The 25253-nt window shown below is 38.9% G+C and carries 20 protein-coding genes, 3 rRNA genes and 1 pseudogene; 6 read left to right on the top strand and 18 right to left on the bottom strand.

Features of this window, described 5'->3' with window-relative positions; genetic code table 11:
* Positions 1-45: 45 nt before the first annotated feature.
* The 8 genes from murC to ACZ5N5_RS12895 all read right to left on the bottom strand — a co-directional run bounded on the left by murC (position 46) and on the right by ACZ5N5_RS12895 (position 8522).
* Positions 46-1341: a UDP-N-acetylmuramate--L-alanine ligase gene (gene murC / locus ACZ5N5_RS12930; protein ID WP_277678820.1), complete on the bottom strand. Its 1296-nt coding sequence runs from the start codon at positions 1339-1341 to the stop codon at positions 46-48.
* Between the two features lie 368 nt (positions 1342-1709).
* Entirely contained in the window at positions 1710-3827 is a 2118-nt protein-coding gene (locus ACZ5N5_RS12925) for a DNA translocase FtsK (protein WP_464372611.1), read from the bottom strand.
* A gap of 560 nt (positions 3828-4387) precedes the next feature.
* Positions 4388-4990, bottom strand: a complete 603-nt coding sequence (ytpR, locus tag ACZ5N5_RS12920; protein WP_054789098.1) for a YtpR family tRNA-binding protein — start codon at positions 4988-4990, stop codon at positions 4388-4390.
* Positions 4991-5011: 21 nt separating this feature from the next.
* The gene (locus ACZ5N5_RS12915) at positions 5012-5815 is read right to left on the bottom strand and encodes a DUF1444 domain-containing protein (protein ID WP_277678821.1); all 804 of its coding nucleotides are present in this window, start codon (positions 5813-5815) and stop codon (positions 5012-5014) included.
* Between the two features lie 192 nt (positions 5816-6007).
* Entirely contained in the window at positions 6008-6322 is a 315-nt protein-coding gene (locus ACZ5N5_RS12910) for a thioredoxin family protein (RefSeq protein ID WP_109983019.1), read from the bottom strand.
* A gap of 15 nt (positions 6323-6337) precedes the next feature.
* Complete coding sequence (locus ACZ5N5_RS12905; protein ID WP_054861386.1) at positions 6338-6862, bottom strand: hypothetical protein; 525 nt, start codon at positions 6860-6862, stop codon at positions 6338-6340.
* Positions 6863-6942: 80 nt separating this feature from the next.
* Complete coding sequence (locus tag ACZ5N5_RS12900; RefSeq protein ID WP_109983020.1) at positions 6943-7452, bottom strand: DUF84 family protein; 510 nt, start codon at positions 7450-7452, stop codon at positions 6943-6945.
* A 5-nt stretch (positions 7453-7457) separates the two neighbouring features.
* A complete protein-coding gene (locus ACZ5N5_RS12895) occupies positions 7458-8522 on the bottom strand; it encodes a M42 family metallopeptidase (RefSeq protein WP_464372610.1) in 1065 nt (354 codons plus the stop codon).
* A 140-nt stretch (positions 8523-8662) separates the two neighbouring features.
* On the opposite strand from ACZ5N5_RS12895, the gene ACZ5N5_RS12890 reads away from it, so the two are divergent.
* Positions 8663-8968, top strand: coding sequence for a PepSY domain-containing protein (locus ACZ5N5_RS12890; protein WP_054861383.1), 306 nt, complete (start codon positions 8663-8665; stop codon positions 8966-8968).
* Between the two features lie 110 nt (positions 8969-9078).
* On the opposite strand, the gene trmB is transcribed toward ACZ5N5_RS12890, so the two are convergent.
* Complete coding sequence (trmB, locus tag ACZ5N5_RS12885) at positions 9079-9720, bottom strand: tRNA (guanosine(46)-N7)-methyltransferase TrmB (RefSeq protein ID WP_464372609.1); 642 nt, start codon at positions 9718-9720, stop codon at positions 9079-9081.
* An 88-nt stretch (positions 9721-9808) separates the two neighbouring features.
* On the opposite strand from trmB, the gene ACZ5N5_RS12880 reads away from it, so the two are divergent.
* A complete protein-coding gene (locus tag ACZ5N5_RS12880; protein WP_054789103.1) occupies positions 9809-10093 on the top strand; it encodes a YtzH-like family protein in 285 nt (94 codons plus the stop codon).
* On the opposite strand, the gene ACZ5N5_RS12875 is transcribed toward ACZ5N5_RS12880, so the two are convergent.
* The 4 genes from ACZ5N5_RS12875 to ACZ5N5_RS12860 all read right to left on the bottom strand — a co-directional run bounded on the left by ACZ5N5_RS12875 (position 10074) and on the right by ACZ5N5_RS12860 (position 13503).
* Complete coding sequence (locus tag ACZ5N5_RS12875; protein WP_054789108.1) at positions 10074-10871, bottom strand: phosphotransferase family protein; 798 nt, start codon at positions 10869-10871, stop codon at positions 10074-10076. The genes ACZ5N5_RS12880 and ACZ5N5_RS12875 overlap by 20 nt on opposite strands.
* A gap of 127 nt (positions 10872-10998) precedes the next feature.
* Entirely contained in the window at positions 10999-11925 is a 927-nt protein-coding gene (locus ACZ5N5_RS12870) for an NERD domain-containing protein (RefSeq protein ID WP_109983024.1), read from the bottom strand.
* Positions 11926-11927: 2 nt separating this feature from the next.
* On the bottom strand, positions 11928-12485 hold the full coding sequence (thpR, locus tag ACZ5N5_RS12865) for an RNA 2',3'-cyclic phosphodiesterase (protein WP_464368181.1): 558 nt from the start codon (positions 12483-12485) through the stop codon (positions 11928-11930).
* Position 12486: 1 nt separating this feature from the next.
* The gene (locus ACZ5N5_RS12860) at positions 12487-13503 is read right to left on the bottom strand and encodes a potassium channel family protein (protein WP_054789106.1); all 1017 of its coding nucleotides are present in this window, start codon (positions 13501-13503) and stop codon (positions 12487-12489) included.
* 143 nt (positions 13504-13646) lie between these two features.
* On the opposite strand from ACZ5N5_RS12860, the gene ACZ5N5_RS12855 reads away from it, so the two are divergent.
* Positions 13647-13865, top strand: a complete 219-nt coding sequence (locus ACZ5N5_RS12855) for an HTH domain-containing protein (RefSeq protein WP_109983026.1) — start codon at positions 13647-13649, stop codon at positions 13863-13865.
* A 142-nt stretch (positions 13866-14007) separates the two neighbouring features.
* Here ACZ5N5_RS12855 and ACZ5N5_RS12850 read toward each other — a convergent pair whose 3' ends face one another.
* Together ACZ5N5_RS12850 and ACZ5N5_RS12845 are read right to left on the bottom strand one after the other, a co-directional pair.
* Positions 14008-14721 (bottom strand): pseudouridine synthase, encoded by a 714-nt coding sequence (locus ACZ5N5_RS12850; RefSeq protein WP_109983027.1) that lies wholly within the window; start codon positions 14719-14721, stop codon positions 14008-14010.
* A 21-nt stretch (positions 14722-14742) separates the two neighbouring features.
* The gene (locus ACZ5N5_RS12845; RefSeq protein WP_109983028.1) at positions 14743-16365 is read right to left on the bottom strand and encodes a putative polysaccharide biosynthesis protein; all 1623 of its coding nucleotides are present in this window, start codon (positions 16363-16365) and stop codon (positions 14743-14745) included.
* A 192-nt stretch (positions 16366-16557) separates the two neighbouring features.
* Between ACZ5N5_RS12845 and ACZ5N5_RS12840 the strand changes: the two genes are divergently transcribed.
* From ACZ5N5_RS12840 to ACZ5N5_RS12830, 3 genes and pseudogenes are all read left to right on the top strand, one after another.
* The gene (locus tag ACZ5N5_RS12840) at positions 16558-17817 is read left to right on the top strand and encodes a BaiN/RdsA family NAD(P)/FAD-dependent oxidoreductase (RefSeq protein WP_464372608.1); all 1260 of its coding nucleotides are present in this window, start codon (positions 16558-16560) and stop codon (positions 17815-17817) included.
* A gap of 300 nt (positions 17818-18117) precedes the next feature.
* Entirely contained in the window at positions 18118-18873 is a 756-nt protein-coding gene (locus ACZ5N5_RS12835) for a transposase (protein WP_464372607.1), read from the top strand.
* Positions 18834-19664 (top strand): annotated as a pseudogene (locus ACZ5N5_RS12830) (IS3 family transposase); the annotation flags it as partial. The gene ACZ5N5_RS12835 and the pseudogene ACZ5N5_RS12830, both read left to right, overlap by 40 nt.
* A gap of 108 nt (positions 19665-19772) precedes the next feature.
* Here the strand turns inward: ACZ5N5_RS12830 and rrf are convergent.
* From rrf to ACZ5N5_RS12815, 3 genes are all read right to left on the bottom strand, one after another.
* Positions 19773-19889 (bottom strand): 5S ribosomal RNA (rrf, locus tag ACZ5N5_RS12825).
* A 100-nt stretch (positions 19890-19989) separates the two neighbouring features.
* Positions 19990-22903 (bottom strand): 23S ribosomal RNA (locus ACZ5N5_RS12820).
* A gap of 427 nt (positions 22904-23330) precedes the next feature.
* Positions 23331-24892: ribosomal RNA gene (locus ACZ5N5_RS12815) — 16S ribosomal RNA — on the bottom strand.
* The 16S, 23S and 5S rRNA genes sit together here, the layout of an rRNA operon.
* Between the last annotated feature and the right edge of the window lie 361 nt (positions 24893-25253).

Below are 25253 nucleotides of genomic sequence, written 5' to 3'. Positions count from 1 at the left end.
TTCCTTACTTTATTCTACAAGAATTATTCATTTTCCTGCTTTTTTTTAAATGAAAATTCTTTCATAAGCATCTTGATATTTTTGAATATCTCCTGCCCCCATAAATACTAATACTCCACTAGCATGATTTTTGAGTTTTTCTACTTCATCTAATTCCAATACTTTACTATTCGGGATAAGCTCCTTTAAATCTTCAATACTTAAATCAGCCTTTGTTTCTCTTGCTGAGCCAAAAATATCGCAAAGATAAATAGCGTCTGCCGCAGATAAAGAATCTCCAAATTCTTTTAAGAATGTCTTTGTTCTTGAGAACGTATGTGGTTGAAAAATAGCGACAATTTCTTTGTCTGGATATTTTTTTCTTGCTGCTTCGATTGTTGCTTCAATTTCTTTCGGATGATGGGCATAATCATCCACCAATACTTGTTTGTTCCATTTTTTTTCTGAAAAGCGCCTTTTAACACCAGTGAAAGACACTATCTCTTTAATTTGTGCAGGATTCATCTCTTCATAATGACAAATTGCAATCACAGCTAATGCATTTAAAATATTATGTGTACCGAATGTATTAATTTCAAAGGTATCATAAAAAGTATTTCGAACATAGACATCAAAAACTGTTCTTTGATTCTCTATTCGAATACTTTTTGCTTGAAAATCATTGTTATCGTTTAAACCATAATATAATACGGGAACTTTTGCTTGAATAGATTGAAGATATTCATCATCACCACAAGCGATAATTCCTTTTTTGACGTTTTCTGCCATCTCTTGAAAAGCAGAATAGACATCCTCAATATCCTTAAAATAGTCCGGATGGTCAAAATCAATATTTGTCATAATTGCGTAATCTGGCTGATACGCCAAGAAATGGCGTCTATACTCACAAGCTTCAAAAACAAAATACTTACTTTCAGGTGCTCCCTTACCTGTACCATCACCAATTAAATAAGAGATAGGGAAGGATGCTTCCAATACGTGTGCTAATAAACCTGTGGTAGAGGTTTTGCCGTGAGCTCCAGTAACTGCAATACTCGTATATTTCCCGAGCCATTCTCCCAAAAATTCATGATAACGATAAAAGGGTAAACCTAGCCGTTTTGCCTCTTTGATTTCCTCATGATCCTCTTTAAATGCATTACCTGCAATAATAATAAGTCCTTCTTTAATATTTTCTTTTGAAAAAGACAGGATTGGTATATCTCTTTTTTCTAATTGGTCTTGTGTAAAAATATATTGATCAATATCAGAACCTTGTACTTGCATCCCTGTATCAGATAAAATTTGCGCAAGTGAACTCATACCAGTTCCTTTTATACCAACAAAATGGTAAATTCCCATAAAATGAACCTCCAACATCTGTAATCTCTCGTAAGTTCGGCTGATCATTCAGACAAACTGACCTTCTTAATTTTTCCCTTCTTCCTTCAATGGCGAAGAGAATTCTCTTCTTGTTATTTGACTGCGAAACCTAGAATGGCTTTTCGAAAACGCCCAGTCGAATAAATGGATTAATTTTTTGTTATCTTATTATTTATGAAATCCTTACGTATAAATTCATTAAATAGTAAGGGCATCGTTATGTTTCATTTGTCTGTTGTCATATTATATACAATTTGCCTAGCTGACGTTCATCTAGACTAAAAATCCAATAGATCTATCATAAAACAATCCCATCTATTCGACAAGTCTTTCCTTATTCAATGCATCTATTGCTCAAAGATTTCACTTTTACTCACTAACACTTCTCGGGGCTTACTACCATTTTGTCCAGAAATTATGCCGTCCTGTTCTAGTGAGTCAATCAAACGTGCCGCTCTGTTGTAACCAATTTTAAAACGTCGTTGAAGTAATGAAGCACTAGCGCCATTATGATCCAAAACAAATTCTATCGCTTCCGAATACAATTCATCACGCTCCTCAGATGAATCAATTTGTTGAATCAATTGCTCCTGTTCGAATAGATAATTAGGTGATGCCATTTGTTTAACATAGTGAGTAATTCTTTCAATTTCCTCGTCAGATACGAAAGCGCCTTGTATTCTCCTTGTTTCACCAGAGCCATTTTCAATAAATAACATGTCCCCTTTTCCAAGTAGTTTCTCGGCTCCAGCTACATCTAGAATCGTTCTCGAATCAACTTGTGATGAAACACTAAAAGCTATTCTCGTCGGTATATTGGCTTTAATCAAACCAGTGATGACATCCACCGAAGGTCTTTGAGTAGCGATTAATAAATGTATTCCACACGCTCTAGCTTTTTGCGCAATTCGACAAATAGCATCTTCTACATCCTGAGGTGATGTCATCATTAGATCAGCAAGCTCATCTATTACAATGACAATATAAGGTAATTTTTCAGTGGTGCGATTTTGCTGGACCATTTTATCATTATATCGTGTTAAATCCCGTACCCGTTCTTCGACAAACAATTGATACCGGTTCTCCATCTCACTAACAGCCCATTTAAGCGAGGAAGTTGCCGCTTTTACATCAGTAATTACTGGTGCTACTAAATGGGGAATCTCATTATATGGTGTCAGCTCTACCATTTTCGGATCTATTAATAAAAATTTCACTTCTTCATGATTCGCCTTGTAAAGCATACTAATTAATATCGTGTTAATACAAACACTTTTTCCTGAACCCGTAGCCCCTGCAATCAGGCCGTGTGGCATTTTCTGCAAATCTGTTACTACCGCATTCCCCTCGATATCAGCCCCTAGTGCAACCGTAAGTGGAGAGGGTTGATCCTGAAATTCTTTCGATTCTAGCATGCGTTGTAGGAATACTGGTTCAGACTTTGCATTAGGCACCTCAATTCCGATGGTATTTTTACCTGGAATGGGAGCTTCCATTCGAATATCCTTTGCTGCAAGATTTAATTTGATGTCATCCGATAAATTCTTTATTTTACTTACCTTCACGCCAGGCTCTGGTTGAATTTCAAATCTCGTAACAGAAGGTCCTTGTGTAGCACCTACTACCTTCGCCTTGATATGAAAATACCGTAATGTTGTTTGTAAATTTTCCGCCTGCTTCCTCACCCATTCCTCATGATTCACCTCTTCATGATCAGAAGCATCATTCAGTAAATGTAATGGTACCTTTTTCACGATATTATTTGACATCTGATTTGGTCTATCCGGCATATTCCTCTGTCTATCGGCTAACACCTTTTTATCTCTCGGTGTCATCATGACATTGATTGGCTTTTTCGAAAATGATCCTTCCTTGTTTGATTTCTGTTGTAATAAAGGTTGTGCGCTTCTCGTCTTTTGAGGCTGATGATTAGGCGAATCTGCTTCACCTTCACTGAATGGCTTACGAACAGATTCCTTTCGATTGTTGTGATTCGGCATATCATCATCTGTTATAAGGTTTAGAGTAGAAGCTTCTACAATCTTCTTTGTATGATGTTCTTGCATATGGTTATGTACTTCCTGGGATTCTGGCTCCTCTTCCCTCGTTTCCACACGCACAGTTCTATTATCGATCGTGTCTGGCTCCTTTTTTTTATAACCACGAAAGCCATGAACTGGTGAAGGAACATCACTTGCCTTAAATGGTTGTGTTCTTTCTGGAAATGATTCTGCTTCCTTGGCACGCTCTTTTGGTTTTTGTCCCTCTTTTTTATTTGCAGCTATAGCTTTCGGCTGAGTATGATTATTTTTAGGGTATTGGTAAGATACTTTTGATTCTATTGATTTATGTCCAAAGCTTCTTACCTGTCGATGATCAGTATTTCTTTCGGTTTGCTCTACTTCCTCATCGAATAAATTGTTCCACTTATTTTTAAATTCCTTCCACATCGTACGTTCACTCACTTCCTCAAATTGGTACGATAAGTATCCATCCTAACTATTTTAGCATGAAACATGGTTAATGAATAGCAGGTGAGGAAACTTAACTTCTCAAACGATATAAACCGCATCTCAATGCAAGCACTAGATCAAGTTGTAGTTTAATGGCTTTATAAACTGCATTTCTAACGAAGTATTAGCTCCATTTGCAGTTTATTGGCTTTATAAAATGCATTTCTAACGAAGTATTAGCTCCATTTGCAGTTTATTGGCTTTATAAACTGCATTTCTAACGAAGTATTAGCTCCACTTGCAGTTTATTGGCTTTATAAAATGCATTTCTAACGAAGTATTAGCTCCATTTGCAGTTTATTGGCTTTATAAAATGCATTTCTAACGAAGTATCAGCTCCACTTGCAGTTTATTGGCTTTATAAAATGCATTTCTAACGGTGTATTAGCTCCACTTGCAGTTTATAAGCTCCTGCATTTCTAACGATAGAACTAGGCCCAGTTAAGAAAAAACAACCATCACTTTTTATCAAATTCCAAGGAAAAAGAAAACCTTTGTTCATGGACAAAGGCTTATAACTGAAATTCTTCTCCTATTTTCATGTTTTCATTTAATACGTAGATTCCTTTTTCTTTTGGAGCGTTAGGAATGCCTAATTCTTTCTGAGAACAGATCATACCAAATGAATCTATTCCTCTAAGATTTGACTCCTTAATTTCCATACCGCTAGGCATAATCGCCCCAACCTTTGCTACGACTACTTTTTGTCCTTCCTGCACGTTGGGGGCACCACATACGATTTGTAGTGTTTCCGTACCAACATCTACTTTACATACCTTTAGTTTATCGGCATTTTCATGTAGTGCAGTCGATTGAACATGCCCCACCACAAATTTAGGGGAAAGATCAAGCTCTAAATCCTCCTCCACTCCATTTTGTTGAAATGCATGTTTAATTTCACTTAAAAGAGATTCAGTTACTTTTAATTTTCCTTGTTCCAAAGAAGCAAAATAAGTGGATGCTTGGAAAATATTATATCCAATAATTTGATTAGTTTCTCTATCCATTATTTTCACAATGTCTTGTTTTCTTTCAAAATCAATTTTGTCATTGGTTGATTTAATCGGAAAAAGTAACACATCTCCAATACCTTGTTTATTATAAAAAGCATACATTTCTTCGTTCTTCCCTTCGGTTTATTTTTTTGGTTTGTTTTTTGCCAGAATAAATATAGGTTCTAAATGCTTGTTGTCATAAACGAATGGCAATGAAGTAATAGGAACTCGTCCTTCAGCAAAGAATTTCATATTCATCTGTGCGATAATATCATAACCGGTTTCGTTTTGGATATCTGCAACAATCAGTACATCCTGATGAGGAACGGCGACAACTAATTCCCCGAGTGCGTTAGCTTTCATTTCCTCCAAGTAGGATTCATTTAATATACGGCTGGCATCATAGCCATCCTGAGTTGCAATAAAGTAATAATCATTTCCAGCAACTGTGTCTTTTTTACTATCTATGTCTAAAGATCGTAGATTAAATATCGATATCTCTCTTAACCGTTCCTTCGTCCAGCCTTGTTCCTCTAACATTTTTTCATCAATTAGTTGGTAGGTTGTTCCAAGATCAAGGGCATAATAAATATTCGTTTCCGCAGTATGTTCGGAATAAACTAACTTGATACCCGCCTTTGTCTTCTTTGGAAAGGAAGTTGCACGAATTACTGGAAAGATATTCTTTTCCTTTCCATCTAACTCATGCTCTTCATGCATCATTTTTAAAGATTCCGATACATGAAACTGAAGTTCGTCTAATGCTTTGTTTCCTCTTTGTTCATATTTTGTAATCACATTGGGAATTTTGATCGAAACACCTTGCTTCGTGTCCTTCCACTCTACTCGATAAATATCTTTATCTCGTAAAAAGGATACACGCCATGCTTCATTTATAAAAAGCTCGTCTAATTTTTTTTTCATTTTTAATGTAGTCATCTTCATTTTTAGCATCCTCCTTCTAGGAAGAAAACAACCAATCTTCATTTTAGCATGTAGAACTTCATGGAATCAAGAAAATGAGCGAATGATTGATCTGCTTAAGCTTCTAGCAAGTACACCACTGCTAATTTCCGTTAAGATTTCATTAGACATAAAAAGAGCCTATCTTTATGATAAGCCCTTTTCATCGATTAATTAAAATAAATCTGTTAAAAAAGTTTCAATTTCTTCCTGTGTTTTGCGATCTTTACTTACGAACCGATCAACTTCTTGACCTTTGTCGAATGCTAAAAAGCTTGGAATGCCGAATATATCATATTCTGCACAAATATCGATAAATTGATCTCGATCAACGGAAACAAATTGATACGTATTAAATTTTTCTTCTATTTCCGGTAAGACTGGTTCGATGATACGACAATCTGGGCACCAACCAGCTGTAAATAGAAAGATGACTCTTTCCCCTTGGATCAATTCGTTAAATTGTTGTTCTGATTGTAATGGCTGCAATGTATAAACCTCCAATTATTGATGATTTTCATAGGCAATGGAATTAGCGATAAGCATCATTTGTTTAGCATCCTCCGCTAACCGACCCTTCTCACTAATTGTAGTAATTTTGACACCACCTACTCCAATCTGGAGCTGTAGCATCTCTTCTTCATCCTCTAAAATATGAATATAACCGAAACGATCCTTTTTTTCAAACGATTCGAGCACTGTATAATCGCTTTCCTTCGCAGCCTCATAATTTAAACGGCTCATTCTATCCTCTAAGGCATTGTAAAACAAAATGTACGTTTGATCATCCCTAATTAAAATAAGGTTATTTTTCGTTTGTTTTTCAATGTCATATTCTTCCGGTAAATAAAAGGAAAAACGATCTGTTTCCTCATTGGGCTCAACAGTTGTATTATCAAAATTCTCTTCCGCTACCTTAATTGCCTCTGATAAGACTTCCTCTGTTGGCTCTATGCTCAAGATACTAATTGCTACGACACAAACTAGTAATACACAAATTACTGCCAATCCTGGCGCATTTACCTTCATAGAGATCCTCCTGATCATATAGTCCTATATTCCCCATTATAATCATACTTTTTTTTCTTTATCTAAACAAGAGGAATTTTTTAATTCTTTTTTCCTATATGCGATGATTGATACTGTCCTTTCAAAAGTAAGGATACATGTACAAACATCTCTTCTCTTGATACCTCTCCATTTGTAAACACACCGATTGCACCTAAATGATGACGAATATCTTCTTCGTGTGTTAGATTAGCCATTATTTCACTTAACTCCAAACCCTTTACTAATTTTTGTTCTATTATTTCCGGTAAGGGTATTTTAGCCCCACTGGCTATAAATAATTCATCTGATGGTGTTACTAATGCACCCCAATTGCAAAGAAAAAGCTGGTTGTTAAGATAAGTAACGCCACCTTCTAATCCGATCCCAAATGATGTATCATTCCGACACGCTCTTGCTCGATTAATCGCCCCTTCTAATGTTTCTTCCTCGCTCCTAGGCTGTCCACTAACCTGTGAGGAAACCTCTTTACTTTCCACGCTAGCTTCTGTAAAAACTCGTTTTACTGCATTTACTTTTGCTTTATTAAAAGAACCAACAATCATGTTCATTTTTTTTAATACTTCCTTATTTGGTCTACTGTATTTTGGTTTGTTGTTTTAACGAGATGAACGAGTAATTCTTTCGCTGCTTGATAATCATCTACGTGAATGATGGAAGCATGTGTATGAATATAGCGTGAACAAATGCCAATAACAGCGGATGGTACACCTTGATTAGACAAATGTACCGCACCAGCATCTGTCCCACCTTGTGATACAAAATACTGATATGGAATGTTATGTGATTCTGCAGTATCTAAAACAAACTCACGAATTCCTTTATGTGTAATCATGGAACGATCGAAGATTCTAAGTAAAGCACCCTTTCCTAGCTGCCCAAATTCTTTTTTATCACCTGACATATCATTTGCAGGCGATGCATCTAGTGCATAAAAAATATCTGGTTCGATCATATTCGCTGCTACTTTTGCACCTCTTAGTCCTACCTCTTCCTGGACAGTTGCTCCCGAATAAAGCTGATTTGGTAAACTTTCTCCCTTTAATTCCTTTAATAGCTCAATCGCTAAACCACAGCCATAGCGATTATCCCAAGCCTTGGCTAATATTTTTTTACGATTAGCCATTGGGGTAAAAGAAGATACAGGTATGATCGATTGTCCTGGTTTAATTCCCATTTTTTTAGCATCTTCTTTGTCATCTGCTCCGACATCAATTAACATGTTTTTCTGTTCCATCGGTTTTTTTCTTTCTTCTGCTGTGAGGAGATGTGGTGGAATCGATCCAACTACCCCAACTACTTTATCATGCTCTGTCATAATTTCTACTCTTTGAGATAATAAAACCTGGGACCACCACCCACCAAGTGGTTGAAATCTAATCATCCCATTTTCGGTTATTTGTGTCACCATAAAGGCTACTTCATCCATATGACCTGCAACCATAACCTTAGGTCCCTCACCATGCTTCAGACCAAATATACCGCCCAATTTATCTTGGATAATTTCATCCGCATATTTTTCAAGCTCTTTGCGCATAAAATCACGCACTTGGTGTTCATTACCCGACGCTCCAGGTAACTCTGTTAATTCACGAAATAATTGTATTGTTTCTTGATTCACAAACAAGCACCCTCTTTTATCATTTTCTTAACTATAACACTTTTTTTATTTTCATTAAAATACTTGCATTTTTTTAATATTTCTATTTACACTAAAGGAAAGTGCAAACATCTATCATTGTCATAATGTAGGAGGATACTGTGAAAACAAATAAATGGATACTGGCAGTTGGAGTTGGGTTTATACTAGGTTATACCATTCAGAAGAAAACTAATCAGTGGATTAAGCCAGAAAATGCTCTTAAAATGGCCAAACAAAAATTTCAGCAACAATATGATGTAAGTGGTTCGTGGATTTATATGAAACCTGAGCAATATCAAATCCATGGGCTAACCTATGATGTATACCATGGTGGAATTACCAAGCATGTAGACGGGCAACATATTTCTTTAGAGTTTTTTGTCGATGCTAGAACAGGATCAGTTATTCAAACAAAAACAGAGTGAGTATATTCGACCACACGGACATCTCCTAGGTGCGAAGAGCGCAGTTAGATCAAAAAAAAGAGCTAAGTCTAAGCTTAGCTCTTTTTTTATTTAAAGTAATGTACAGACATCTAGCTCTTAATTCTAGCGACACAACGATAAATCGGTAGTCCTTTTGCTGAAAATTTCTCTTCATACTCTGTTTTTATATTATTTGGATCATCTTCTGCATGAAGATCTAACGTAACATCCTCTAACACAAAGTCGAATTTTGAAAAGCTAGTTAGTGAATATTCAAACAACCCTCTGTTGTCTGTTTTTAATATAATCTGGCCACTTTTTTTCATAATAGCTTTATATTGTTCTAAAAAAGCTGGAAACGTTAATCGACGTTTTTCATGACGATTTTTCGGCCAAGGATCAGAGAAATTCAAATATAGTGTGTCAATCTCGCCTTCTGCAAACAACTCGGATAAGTTTTCAGCATTTTCATTCAATAAACGAACATTATGAATATCAGTTTCTTTTACCTTTTCAACAGCAGACACAATAATACTTTTGACTACTTCTAATCCGATAAAATTAATTTCCGGATATTGTTTTGCCATTCCTACAATAAATTGACCTTTTCCTGTACCTATTTCTAAATGAATAGGCTTCTCACTTTCAAATAAACTTTTCCAGTTTCCTTTGAATTGTTTTGGTTCAGGCTCGATGATATCTTTATTCTTGTTCAAATATTCATCCGCCCAAGGCTTATGTCTTGCTCTCATTTAAGTGTTCTCCTTTAAAAAAAAGCTATTCTATCGATAGAATAAATCCATAACTTTTGTATAAGCTAAGGATAAAGGTGGGATATTTATGACGTTAAATACACAACATCAATTGGATTTATTGCATGATTTATTAAGCCTACATGCCGAAGAAGGCTGTGGTAGTTCTTCCGAATGTGAGCAAATCGCTCGATTAGTGGAATCACTCCAGCAAAAAACAGATCTACCACATACTAAACTAATGGAACACTTCACCGGTATTTATCAATACGGTACTGATGGTGCCAATTCAGAAGATTTAGATCAGCACATCATAAACAATCAAACATCTATTCAGGGATGGTTAGAAACGATTAAAGATTCCAATTATTAACTTGATAAAGAAGCTGATTTAGTTCCATTAAATGTTGATGGGCTTCTTTTTCTTTTCGATGCTGATAATTCCAAACGTAACCGATAATAGCATCAATTATAAGGTACCAATGCATCCGCTGCATCAAATGTGTACTATTTTCTACACCATAATAAGCTAACCATTGGTTCCAATCCTCCATCGGAATATAGGACTGGAGAATTCGACCAATGTCCATTGCTGGATCACCAACACGCGCATTGTCCCAATCAATTAAATAGAGCTCTCCGTTCTCAGAAAGCATCCAATTGTGATGATCTAAATCGCAGTGACAAACAACTTGATGATCGATATGAATATAAGGTAGGCGGCTTTCTAAGTATTTATATGCCTTATAAAGGACTAATGTTTGAATTGAATTATTTTGAATAAGTTCTTTCACTGTTTTCAGACTATTTTCAGGGGTTACTTCTGTTTTTTCAATCCTTAAAAGCATATCCAATAATTCAGAGGAATGATGTATTTTACTAAGCAATTTGGCTACTTTAGGGTGTTGCATTTCTTCATTATTTAATGCTTTACCGTCTAACCATTGCTGTGCCGTAACAACATCTCCATTTTCTAACCGCTTTGTCCAGACAAGCTTCGGGACAATGCCTTGTGCTGACAATACTGCTAAAAATGGGGATGAGTTGCGTTTAAGAAACAATTGCTTTTGTTCCGAATGAGCGTAGTATGCTGCACCAGTAGAACCACCTGCAGATACGATTTTCCAGTTTTCTCCCAATATATGTTCCACAGCAGTCACCCTCAATTCCTCTCACAAAAATCTGTCTATTTATTATTCCGAAAAATAGGGAATAGTAATAATAGATTACCGCAAAAGTAGACAACTTTTCAAGTAAAAAATGAGATTTTTTCTAAATTTATAAGAAATTATGTCTGTTCATGTCATTATTTTTTTCTTCTTCCTGTTGCCACTCCGGTCTTTTAAACGATTTTGTTTCGCAATATTTTACAATTAAATCAGCAGCTTTCAATTGATTATGCTTAAAGGGTGAAATGAACTTCTGTTTTGCTATTAACCAATCCTCATGTTCCTCTTTACCTACATATTCTGTTTGATAAGGCTCTGTGAGGTATTCGAATACATTCGTTCTAGAGAGGACGACTTTTTTTATCGGAAATTCAACGTCATGCTTTGCTAAAATTGCTCGAATAATTCTTTCCATTCTTTGCAAGGAAATGAGTGGACTTAGCATCTTTGCCTGAACATTATTCTCCTCTATGTACCAAAAACGATTATCCTTTGCTGTAATTCTTCTATCGTAGGATTTTTCTAAAAGTGTGATCACCTCAATTCCAACAGGACTAATCAAGATAATTTCCCCATCCAATAAATGATTTTTCAATTTAAAAATGGGGGAATAAAGGATTAAAAAGGTATCAGGTATCCGTTGTAGAAAGTATTTCAATCGTTCATCATGGTAAAAATCCTTCTCCAAGAATGACATTTCATGTGTAGTAGAAGATGCCCATTTTAGTTGAAATGGCAATAACTTATCAAGGAAATATTGCTTCAATTCCTTTTCACCCTCTGGTAGGTCCAATTTCCGAGCTTGTTCCTCCTTAACCATTTCCTCTTCCTTCCCTTTAAAAAGAGTAGGCCATTTGGTATTGTGTTTCTCTTTCTCCTCTAAAATCTCCACTGGTTGATCATTCTTTTGTTCCTGCCAAAGCTCCCTTAGTCGATTCCAATTTTCCATTTTTAGACGACTGTATTGACTAGGATAATGGTACATATCTTTTTCGTATCGAGAAATATAGTTTTTTAATTTAATTAATTGCGCCAAGTTCAACACCCTCTCTGTAATGGGATGACCTTTATAGGTTGATATTTTATCTCTTTTCGTGGATTTATCTGATATAAGGCGACTTCAGAAAGATAAATTAATTTGTTCAGTTTAAGATTAAATATATTCTTATCTATCTTTTCGGTCTTTCCTGTCCACTTTTTCGCTATAGTGATATGTGGATGATACTCTCTACTATCTACTGGGATTTCGATCTCTTTACAAATCGCCTTTATGGCTAAATATAGTTTTTCTAATTCTTGTGCTTTATCAACACTTGCGTATAAAACTTTCGGTCTATCCTCACGTCCAAAATAGTCCAAACCTGTAATTTGCGTAGCGAATGCTGGTAGCTTTTCAACGCGATTTAGAAGGTCCATCAATTGGTTCCGCTTTTCTTCCTTGATTCCCCCCAAAAATTGAAGTGTAATATGATAATCTTGCTTATGTACCCATGTTTTATAAGGCAGATGATATTTATTGATATCGGGTTTCCATGAATCGAGCCATTCTTTAGTGGAATGATCCAGCTTCATTGCAATAAAATAATGGAAAGACATATTACACCTCCTCCAGAATCCGTTGATGTGATTCTGAATCACAAATTACATATAGCTCTGCATCTTTAGGAATAGTATGATCGAGCATTCGATTTATGTTTAACTGGTCACGATCTGCTACTAAAGTCGCACCTTTTTCAAGTAATGCATCAAACGCATCTCGATAGGTTTTCCATTTAGAATGAGTGGGAATATAGTATAAGTCGTCACCTTCAGCGTGTTTTAATAGTTGAGAAAAAATATTAGATATTCCTTTTCTAAAGGCGGACCTAACAAATAAAGAAGAAATCGTTTCATGTGAAAGGATAAATTCATCCACATTCATATATTTAAAATTTTTCATATGAATTTCTTCCATAATTTCCACTATCGTATATACCTCTGGCGCTATCGACTCAATGGTAGAAGCAATCAAGAGTGTTTTTCCATCTGTTAATTGGCCGTTTTCGATTTTATCATCTGCAAAAACTAAGACTGTATTCGCTTCTTTTATATTGGCTTTTTCTAAGACGTTTCTTTCAGAAGCATTCCCCTGAATATAATGAATATTGTGATCTAATATCGGTGCTTTTTCCAGTTCATCAATGATAATAATTTCAATATTTTTGTCTGTATTAATCATTTCTCTTATCGCATATTTTGCTTTTTGAGACCATCCGATAATAATATAATGATTCTTTCCTTTATACATTATTTCACCTTCTTCTCTTCTTTTACGGTAGATTGCAAATGCTTCGATAATCTTCCCTAATACCAATCCTATAAGTGCGATACCAAAAAGGTACAAAAATACCCCAATAAGTCGACCTCCAATCGACACTGGATAAAAATCTCCATAGCCAACTGTTGTAACAGTCGTCATCACCCACCATAGCCCGTCGAAAAAGGTCGGAAAGGTTTCACGCTCGACTAGCATAATTAACCAAGCTGTCGAAACAATAAGTAGCAAGCTAACGATGAAAATGGCTAAATTTGAGATATGAACAACCTTCGTTAAAAATTTTCTTATTAAATACATCGTGCAACCACCTTTCATCTTTTAATTATCTGTAAATATTCACAATTACGCTAGAAATATTTCTTCGATAAGTGTAAAATAAGGTTAGGCAACATGAATAGAATGATAGTAATTGGATTCGATAACTTTTAAGGAGTGATTCTTTGAGTCAATCAACCACCCGTATGCTATCTCGTGTTAAATCAGTCTATCTTTTTATTAAAGAGAATGGATGTGTAACCACAAACGAAATAGCAGAAGAGTTTGGTATTACAGACCGTACTGTACAGCGAGATTTACACTTATTAGCTTATAACGGGCTTGTCAATAGCCCAAATCGGGGACGTTGGGAAATCACAAAGAAAAAAGTAAAGATATCGTAAAATTTTAAATATATATATAATACAATTCAATTTTAAACCAGCATATAAAGAATGCTGGTTTTTTTATCATCATGCTAAATCAATGGTCGTAAGCAGCATTCAATCAGGGATGACCGATCTACATTAATTGAATACTACTAACCTATCCCTTCGTTTCCTCTAAAATATTTTGTATCTCTTGATCAGTGAGAGCACGATACTGCCCCAATTTTAAGGTTGAGTCAAGTTCCAGTGATCCCATCGTTAACCTTTTTAAATACAACACTTCTTTACCAACAGCTTCAAACATTCGTTTTACTTGGTGAAACTTTCCTTCTGTTATCGTAACTTCTATTTCCGAAACTTCTTTTGCCTTAAGAATCTTCAGTTTGGCTGGCTTTGTAATATAATCACCAATATCCACTCCTTGTAAAAATTCTGCTACATCATTTTCTGTGACAAATCCAGAGATTTTCGCAAAATAGGTTTTGTCTACATGTTTTTTTGGTGATAAGAGCTCATGAGCCAATTGCCCATCATTTGTTAATAATAATAATCCTTCCGTATTCTTGTCCAACCTACCAACTGGAAATGGTGAACGGGCCTGGTCCTCTGTCTTCAAAAGGTCTAACACTGTCTTTTGTTCTTGATCTCTTGTAGCTGAGAGGTAACCTGAAGGCTTATGGAGCATAAAATAAACATATTTTTGGTACTCCACTACCTGACCATTACATTCAATTCTATCAAATTCTGGGTCAATCGAAAGATTTGATTTTATTATTTTCCCATTAACAGAGACTGATTTCTTCTTGATCAGCTCTTTCACTTCTTTTCTACTTCCAATCCCCATATTAGCCAATAGCTTATCAAGACGCATTTTAATTGTCCCCCAATATAATCATCGTCTGAAGATTCGATCTAAGATCGGTATTCGTTTACCGACTATTCGTTCAAAAAGCGTAGACATATAACCGAAGTACATATAGAATGTTCCACCTATAAATACGGCAATTATTGTAATGACAAAAGCAATCAATTGCCCATCATTGTAGGAAATAAAGAATCCAAACAACCATTTTACAAGCAATAACAATATCGCCATAACAATGGTAAAGATTAGCATTAATAGCGATAATTTTCGAAATCTTCGATAGCTGAATTTGAGTGAAGTTTTGATTCTCCACAAGTTTAAGAAAACAGCAACACTTGTTGCCAGTAATGTCGTAATAACTGCTCCTTTTTCAGCAAGTAATTGAATCATTAAAGAGTTTAAAAGGATTTTTATTAATATACCTGCTGATAGACTAATCAATGTGAATTTTTGTTGTTCAATTCCTTGTAAAATAGAACAGGTTACGGTGAAGAAGGCAAAGGTTAATGCAGTCGGGGCATACCAAGCAAATAAAGGTCCAGCAATCGAAATATTATCAATGCCAAACAATCCCCCATAGATTTCATGTGATAAAATGACTAACCCTGCAACCGCTGGTAAGACAAAGAACATAATTATTTGCAATGATTGATTAATCTGTTTATTTAACCGATCGACCTGGTTTAGATTAAAGGATTTAGTTATTTCAGGAATCAATGCCAATGAAAGTCCTGTAGCAATGGTTACAGGAATTAAAATTACTTTATGACCTTGCACATTGAAAACAGAATAAGCGATTGTGGAAATATCCCCTTTTCCAATAGCAACCATTGCCTTATCGAAAGTAATTAAATCGACCAATTGATACAGTGAGGTTGCAATTCCGACTAAAACAAATGGTCCAGCATACTGGAATAATTCCTTTAATAGCTTTGATCTAGGTATCCTTACTTTTTTCTTTTGTTGATCTAGTTTTTCAGATAGAAATCTTTTTCTATTTTTCCAGTACATTAATAATACGACCCATGAAGCAATGGCACCTACAAAGGCGGAAAATGTCGCCAACCCGACAGCGGTAGAATTAGAACCATCCCATACCACCTTAATTAAAAATACACCAATTAGTAAAAAGGTAATTCTTGCAATCTGTTCAATTACTTGTGATACAGCAGTCGGTCCCATGGACTGATTCCCTTGAAAAAAGCCCCGCATGATCGACATGCTCGGGATTATAATTAAAGCAAAGCTTACCATTTGTATAACATGGGCTGCATCTTCTAAAGAAATTTCCTTTTTTTCTTCAGCTAAAAATAATTTAGCAATGACATCCGCACCAAAGTACATAATGAAGAAGGCTACTATACCTGTTATGAACATTAATACCGTACCAAGTTTAAATATTCGCATACTTGTATAATAATCATCTAATGAATTATATTTCGATACAAACTTAGAAACAGCTAAAGGTACCCCAACTGTCGATACACTAATTAATATGCTATATGGTGTATACGCAAATCCATATAAAGTCATTCCCGTTTCTCCAACAATGTTAGTGAAGGGTATAACATAAATCATCCCTAAAAATTTAGAGAGAAAACTTGCTGCAGTTAACAACATCGTTCCTCGTATAAAATTCGAGCTTGACATTTTTTCACCTAAATTCTACAAATTCGTCTAACATTTTTATTCTATCATAAACTACTTAGTGAATGGTATCGATTCATGACGAAATAAGGCATTAGTAATGGTTTAGCTCTATAAGAAGTTGACATTTACTACTGAAGTAAATTAGTTTATGATTAGGTAATGAGATTCACATTAGAAAGTAGGTTATCTTGTATGACATATCAGGTTATCGTTATTGGTGGAGGTCCTTCCGGCTTAATGGCAGCAATTGCTGCAGCTGAACAGGGAGCAAGCACCTTATTAATTGAAAAAGGAAATAAGTTAGGGAAAAAACTGGCTATCTCTGGTGGGGGCAGGTGCAATGTTACAAACCGGCTACCAAAAGAAGAAGTGATTAAACATATTCCAGGTAACGGAAAATTCTTATATAGTCCTTTCTCTATTTTCGATAATTATGACATTATTGAATATTTTGAAGGCTTAGGTGTTGCATTAAAAGAGGAAGACCATGGAAGGATGTTTCCTGTCAGTAATAAAGCAATGGACGTCGTCAATGCGCTACTAAACGAATTACGAAAATACGAAGTGACTATACGCAAGAAAACGGCTGTTCAAGCGATAGATTATGGAGATTCCAACCATCGAGTTATTTTAGAAAATGGGGAGAAAATCGAAACAAAGTCTATAGTCATTGCTGCAGGTGGAAAGGCAGTTCCACATACCGGTTCGACAGGAGATGCATTTCCTTGGGCTAAAAAAGCTGGACATACGGTAACAGATTTGTATCCGACTGAAGTCCCTATTCTTTCTAATGAGTCATTTATACGATCCAAAACTCTACAAGGACTCTCCTTGAGAAATGTAGAGTTATCTGTATATGATGCTAATAGAAAGAAGGTGATCTCACACCAAATGGATATGCTGTTTACCCATTTTGGAATTTCAGGTCCGGCTACTTTAAGATGTTCACAATTTATTGTAAAACTACTCCGATCTGGCTTAGAAAAAGTTCAAGTATCGATTGATGCTATTCCTGAAGAAGCCAAAGAAAAATTACTTAATGAAATTCTCTTAAAAATTCAAGAAAACCCTAAAAGAAGTGTTAAAAATTTGTTAAAAGGTATTGTGCCAGAAAGATATTTAGATTTTATCTTAATCAAAAATAACCTTGAACCACAGTTGAATACTGGTAACATTTCCCGGGAAATGGTAATTTCCATAGTAAATGATCTGAAAGATTTTCGGTTTGATGTACATGGGAGTCTACCTCTTGAAAAAGCATTCGTTACAGGTGGAGGTGTCTCCATTAAAGAAATTGTCCCTAGTACCATGCAATCAAAGCTAATGAATGGACTTTATTTTTGTGGAGAGGTTTTAGATATCCACGGTTATACAGGTGGATATAACATTACGGCAGCCCTTGTCACTGGAAGAGTAGCTGGAATGCACGCAGCATGGGAAAGCTTGGGGTAATTCTTTTGAAAACAAAAAACTAATGGAGATCTTTATATTCGTTTATGTACATTGCGGAAAAAAATCAGCTGTTTAGCAACTATTACAATGTTTAGTGTCCATTACCCTGAAACTCAATCCCAAAAATTGAAATGGGGTTCTATGGACATTTAATATTGTGAATTCATTCCAAAATAATGGAGAAAAATTAGTTGCAAGCCCACCACATATTTTTTTATAAAAAAAGGTTTCTTAATGTAGCTGATATGCTCCCCCTAAAGTAGACACTTAAAAAAGTAAAACTACTTTAGGGGGATTTTTATGCGTTTAAATAGTAAGCATACAGCTGAAGAGTTGGAATGGTATATTCAAATGTATCTGAAAGATGGAATAAGTATTAAAGAATTACGTGAAACATTTGGTTTATTATTAAGTGAATCGGCCTTTCGTCAAAAGGTGCTGAGATACCAAAATCATGGTCTAAAAGGAATTCAAACGACATCAAAAAATAATCATTACAGTGAAGAGTTTAAACAGTCCGTTATTAACGAGTACCTCGTAGAATGTATACCCTTTAAACAATTAGCTCGGAAATATAATATTCCAAATCCTGATACTGTAAGAAGTTGGATCATCAAGTATACTAGAGGGGAAAAGAATAGGAGTTATTCTCCCAAACCCGAGGTGTATACGATGAAGAGTCGAAAAACGACACAAGAAGAGAGAATTGAAATCGTCAAAGATTGTTTAAATACTGGTTTATTGTATAAGGAAACAGCTAAAAAATATCAAGTTTCTTATAATAATGTTTATTCATGGGTTCAAAAGTACAAAGAGCATGGCCCTGACGGGCTGGTAGATGGACGAGGTCGCGGAAAGCCAGACAAGATCCAAACAGATGAAGAAAAGTTACGAACGGAAATTGAGGCATTAAAAGCACGAAATGAGTACCTTGAAACAGAGAATGCTGCGTTAAAAAAGTTAGAAGAAGAGGAAAGAGAGTTGATGTTACGCAAACGCGGCATGAGGCCAAATACCAAACCATTAAAAAACTCGAAAAAAAGGGATTCAAAATAACCATACTTTGTGAAGCATTAGGTGTGAGTCGCTCGGGTTATTATAAGTGGTTCCATCGGAAACCAACAAAAACAGAGAAGCGCTTAAGACACTTGAGCGCTTGCATTCAAAAGATATATGACGAACATAAAGGGATTTATGGTTATCGTCGAATCACGATCTATCTCAACCACTTCCTTAACGCTCAAGTGAATCATAAATGTGTGTACCGCTTGATGCGCTTAGTAGGCTTAAAAGCCGTTATCCGTCGGAAACGTTACAACTATAGACCACATAAACCGCAACACGTGGCTGAAAATGTCCTAAATAGAGAATTTCAAGCAGAGTATAACGCGATGGAGATCTTATTAACAGATGTCACTGAATTTAAGTACGGAGTTCATTCGAAAGCTTATTTAAGTGCCGTCTTAGATTATGGTGAAAATAAAATTGTAGCCTATAAATTATCCCGACATAATAACAATGCCTTAGTACGAGATACGATTACTCAGATTAAAGATACCATTATACCAGCGAAAACATTATTTCATAGTGATCGCGGCTTTCAATATACGTCCCATGGATTTAAACGTTTTGTGGAAGAACACCAGATTACCCAAAGCATGTCGCGTGTTGGTAAATGCATTGATAACGGTCCGATGGAAAACTTTTGGGGGATCATCAAGGAAGAGATGTATCGACTAACCACTCATAACACATTTGAGGAATTAGAAAAAGATATTGAGGCTTATATTGAATTTTATAATACAAAGCGCGTGACGTTGAAGATGGGGTTAAGAATTCCAGCATAAAAAAGCCATGCATGGAAACCATACATGGCACAAAATATTTTGTTTATTTACCTGTCTACTTGACAGGGGGCAGTTCAAGCTTTACACTAAGAAACCTTTTTTCGTTTTGCCTGGCAACGTCCTACTCTTGCAGGGGCGTGAGCCCCAACTACCATGGGCGCTGGAGAGCTTAACTACTGTGTTCGGTATGGGAACAGGTGTGACCTCTCCGCTATCGCCACCAGACTTGGTGGATATAAGCTAATCCTTATTAAGATGGGAGAAACTATACCATCAAAACTAGATAAGAAGTAGACAAACCATCGGTTTTTCATCCAAAGAACGTATAGATAAGTCCTCGATCGATTAGTATTCGTCAGCTCCACATGTCACCATGCTTCCACCTCGAACCTATCTACCTCATCGTCTCTGAGGGATCTTACTCACTTAAAGTGTGGGGAAGTCTCATCTTGAGGGGGGCTTCATGCTTAGATGCTTTCAGCACTTATCCCTTCCACACGTAGCTACCCAGCGATGCTCCTGGCGGAACAACTGGTGCACCAGCGGTGTGTCCATCCCGGTCCTCTCGTACTAAGGACAGCTCCTCTCAAACTTCCAACGCCCACGACGGATAGGGACCGAACTGTCTCACGACGTTCTGAACCCAGCTCGCGTACCGCTTTAATGGGCGAACAGCCCAACCCTTGGGACCGACTACAGCCCCAGGATGCGATGAGCCGACATCGAGGTGCCAAACCTCCCCGTCGATGTGGACTCTTGGGGGAGATAAGCCTGTTATCCCCGGGGTAGCTTTTATCCGTTGAGCGACGGCCCTTCCATTCGGTACCGCCGGATCACTAAGCCCGACTTTCGTCCCTGCTCGACTTGTAGGTCTCGCAGTCAAGCTCCCTTCTGCCTTTACACTCTTCGAATGATTTCCAACCATTCTGAGGGAACCTTTGGGCGCCTCCGTTACTCTTTAGGAGGCGACCGCCCCAGTCAAACTGCCCACCTGACACTGTCTCCGAACCGGATCACGGTTCTGGGTTAGAAGGTTCATACAGCCAGGGTGGTATCCCACCGGCGCCTCCACGTAAGCTAGCGCTCACGCTTCTCAGGCTCCCACCTATCCTGTACAAGCTGTACAAACATTCCATATCAGGCTACAGTAAAGCTCCACGGGGTCTTTCCGTCCTGTCGCGGGTAATGCGCATCTTCACGCATAGTATAATTTCACCGGGTCTCTCGTTGAGACAGTGCCCAAGTCGTTGCACCTTTCGTGCGGGTCGGAACTTACCCGACAAGGAATTTCGCTACCTTAGGACCGTTATAGTTACGGCCGCCGTTTACTGGGGCTTCAGTTCAACGCTTCGCTTACGCTAACGCATCCCCTTAACCTTCCAGCACCGGGCAGGTGTCAGCCCCTATACTTCGCCTTTCGGCTTCGCAGAGACCTGTGTTTTTGCTAAACAGTCGCTTGGGCCTTTTCACTGCGGCTTACTCGTAAGTAAGCACCCCTTCTCCCGAAGTTACGGGGTCATTTTGCCGAGTTCCTTAACGAGAGTTCTCCCGATCACCTTAGGATTCTCTCCTCGCCTACCTGTGTCGGTTTGCGGTACGGGCACCCTTTTCCTTGCTAGAGGCTTTTCTTGGCAGTGTGAAATCCGGAACTTCGGTACTCATTTTCCCTCCCGATCACAGCTTGTGATTGCCAGACGGATTTGCCTATCTGACTCACTCACTGCTTCGACGCACACGTCCAGTCGTGCGCTTTCCTTATCCTACTGCGTCCCCCCATCACTCAAACGGAATTGGGTGGTACAGGAATATCCACCTGTTGTCCATCGCCTACGCCTTTCGGCCTCGGCTTAGGCCCCGACTAACCCTGAGCGGACGAGCCTTCCTCAGGAAACCTTAGGCATTCGGTGTAGAAGATTCTCACTTCTATTTCGCTACTCATACCGGCATTCTCACTTCTAAGCGCTCCACCAGTCCTCACGGTCTGACTTCACTGCACTTAGAACGCTCTCCTACCATTGTTCGTAGAACAATCCGTAGCTTCGGTGATACGTTTAGCCCCGGTACATTTTCGGCGCAGCGTCACTCGACCAGTGAGCTATTACGCACTCTTTAAATGATGGCTGCTTCTAAGCCAACATCCTGGTTGTCTAAGCAACGCCACATCCTTTTCCACTTAACGTATACTTGGGGACCTTAGCTGACGGTCTGGGCTGTTTCCCTTTCGACTATGAACCTTATCACCCATAGTCTGACTCCCAAGGTAATATGATTGGCATTCGGAGTTTGACTGAATTCGGTAACCCGGTGAGGGCCCCTAGTCCAATCAGTGCTCTACCTCCAACATACATCCCTTGAGGCTAGCCCTAAAGCTATTTCGGAGAGAACCAGCTATCTCCGTGTTCGATTGGCATTTCACCCCTACCCACACCTCATCCCCGCACTTTTCAACGTACGTGGGTTCGGGCCTCCAGTCAGTGTTACCTGACCTTCACCCTGGACATGGGTAGATCACACGGTTTCGGGTCTACGACCCCCTACTATCTCGCCCTATTCAGACTCGCTTTCGCTGCGGCTCCGTGTCTTCCACTTAACCTTGCAGGAGATCGTAACTCGCCGGTCCATTCTACAAAAGGTACGCCGTCACCCATAAAAGGGCTTCGACTACTTGTAGGCACACGGTTTCAGGTTCTCTTTCACTCCCCTCCCGGGGTGCTTTTCACCTTTCCCTCACGGTACTGGTTCACTATCGGTCACTAGGGAGTATTTAGCCTTGGGAGATGGTCCTCCCGGATTCCGACGGAATTTCACGTGTTCCGCCGTACTCAGGATCCACTCTGGAGGAAACACGCTTTCGACTACAGGGCTGTTACCCGCTGTGGCTGACCTTTCCAGATCGATTCGTCTAACGTATTTCTTGGTAACTCCGTATAGAGTGTCCTACAACCCCAAAAAGCAAGCTTTTTGGTTTGGGCTAATTCCGTTTCGCTCGCCGCTACTCGGGAAATCGCGTTTGCTTTCTCTTCCTCCGGGTAATGAGATGTTTCAGTTCCCCGGGTCTGCCTCCTCTATCCTATGGATTCAGATAGAGGTTCTACTCCATGACGAGTAGAGGGTTTCCCCATTCGGAAATTCTCGGATCAATGCTTACGTACAGCTCCCCGAGACATATCGGTGTTTGTCCCGTCCTTCTTCGGCTCCTAGTGCCAAGGCATCCACCGTGCGCCCTTTTTCACTTAACTATACTCATGCTTCAGATGAAAAAGTCGTTGGTTTTATTTGATGTCTTGTCATCAGTTTCGTGTTGGCTTCTTTTGGTGCCTTCACGTCCTGATTTCTTCTTATCTAGTTTTCAAGGTACAGCTTCCACACGAGGTGGTGACTTCTGTATTCGTCACAAAACATGACGGGTTTTAACAGAAGATCCTCTGAGCATCAATCGCTCAAAACTGAACCAAACAACCAAGTACAATCTATGATGATCTACGCTAATAGATCATTTCCTATTGTGTCTAGCTCCAGCACCCAGCGACTAGCACAACTTCCCTCACCTCCGTACGATAAGTCAACATCAAGTCGCTAAGCTCCTTGTGTTTCCTTTATCTCCTTCGGTTCAGTCCAGTTTGTACGTCGCTAACCGGGTGCTTCCGCCTTTCACTTTATCCTTAGAAAGGAGGTGATCCAGCCGCACCTTCCGATACGGCTACCTTGTTACGACTTCACCCCAATCATTGCCCCCACCTTCGGCGGCTGGCTCCAAAGGTTACCCCACCGACTTCGGGTGTTGCCAACTCTCGTGGTGTGACGGGCGGTGTGTACAAGGCCCGGGAACGTATTCACCGCGGCATGCTGATCCGCGATTACTAGCGATTCCGGCTTCATGTAGGCGAGTTGCAGCCTACAATCCGAACTGAGAATGGTTTTATGGGATTGGCTTCACCTCACGGCTTCGCTGCCCTTTGTACCATCCATTGTAGCACGTGTGTAGCCCAGGTCATAAGGGGCATGATGATTTGACGTCATCCCCACCTTCCTCCGGTTTGTCACCGGCAGTCACCTTAGAGTGCCCAACTCAATGCTGGCAACTAAGATCAAGGGTTGCGCTCGTTGCGGGACTTAACCCAACATCTCACGACACGAGCTGACGACAACCATGCACCACCTGTCATTCGGTCCCCGAAGGGAACTCCCTATCTCTAGGGACATCCGAAGATGTCAAGACCTGGTAAGGTTCTTCGCGTTGCTTCGAATTAAACCACATGCTCCACCGCTTGTGCGGGCCCCCGTCAATTCTTTTGAGTTTCAGCCTTGCGGCCGTACTCCCCAGGCGGAGTGCTTAATGCGTTAACTGCAGCACTAAGGGGCGGAAACCCCCTAACACCTAGCACTCATCGTTTACGGCGTGGACTACCAGGGTATCTAATCCTGTTCGCTCCCCACGCTTTCGCACCTCAGCGTCAGTTACAGACCAGAGAGCCGCCTTCGCCACTGGTGTTCCTCCACATCTCTACGCATTTCACCGCTACACGTGGAATTCCGCTCTCCTCTTCTGTACTCAAGTTCCCCAGTTTCCAATGACCGCTTGCGGTTGAGCCGCAAGATTTCACATCAGACTTAAGAAACCGCCTACGCGCGCTTTACGCCCAATAATTCCGGACAACGCTTGCCCCCTACGTATTACCGCGGCTGCTGGCACGTAGTTAGCCGGGGCTTCCTCGATAGGTACCGTCAAGGTACCGCCCTATTCGAACGGTACTTGTTCTTCCCTAACAACAGAACTTTACGATCCGAAAACCTTCTTCGTTCACGCGGCGTTGCTCCGTCAGACTTTCGTCCATTGCGGAAGATTCCCTACTGCTGCCTCCCGTAGGAGTCTGGGCCGTGTCTCAGTCCCAGTGTGGCCGATCACCCTCTCAGGTCGGCTATGCATCGTTGCCTTGGTGAGCCGTTACCTCACCAACTAGCTAATGCACCGCGGGCCCATCTGTAAGTGGTAGCTTGCGCCACCTTTCCACTTCGGTTCCTATGAACCAAAGTACTATCCGGTATTAGCTCCGGTTTCCCGGAGTTATCCCAGTCTTACAGGCAGGTTGCCCACGTGTTACTCACCCGTCCGCCGCTCGTTCCACTCACGTCCTCCCGAAGGATTCAGTCAGCTTCCCGCGCTCGACTTGCATGTATTAGGCACGCCGCCAGCGTTCGTCCTGAGCCAAGATCAAACTCTCCATAAAATAGATGCACCGAAGTGCTTGTGTTGATCAAGCTCGCTTAAAGCTAGCATGTTCTTACTTTTTTGTACTGGTTGTTTTGTTCAGTTTTCAATGATCAATGTCTAAAGCGACATATAAATTATAACAAATACACTAGAAAATTGTCAACCACCCGATAAAAAGTTTATCTGTAATGTCGACTTTTTCTATAATACATACTTTGATAAAAAAAGTCAACAAAATTCCGCGAGAAAATAATGGTAATTCAGTGATCTAAACATTCATGTTCTTTAGTAGTTAAAATGTGTCACTTTCCTTGTAGTCATAACAAAAGAATCTCTTTGCATTCAAAAACGAAAAAAGCCACAACAAACATCATTAG

The organism is Gracilibacillus sp. JCM 18966, assembly GCF_055392695.1.
The sequence above is the reverse complement of the archived record's forward strand: the minus strand, read 5'-3'. Positions and strand labels throughout refer to the sequence as shown.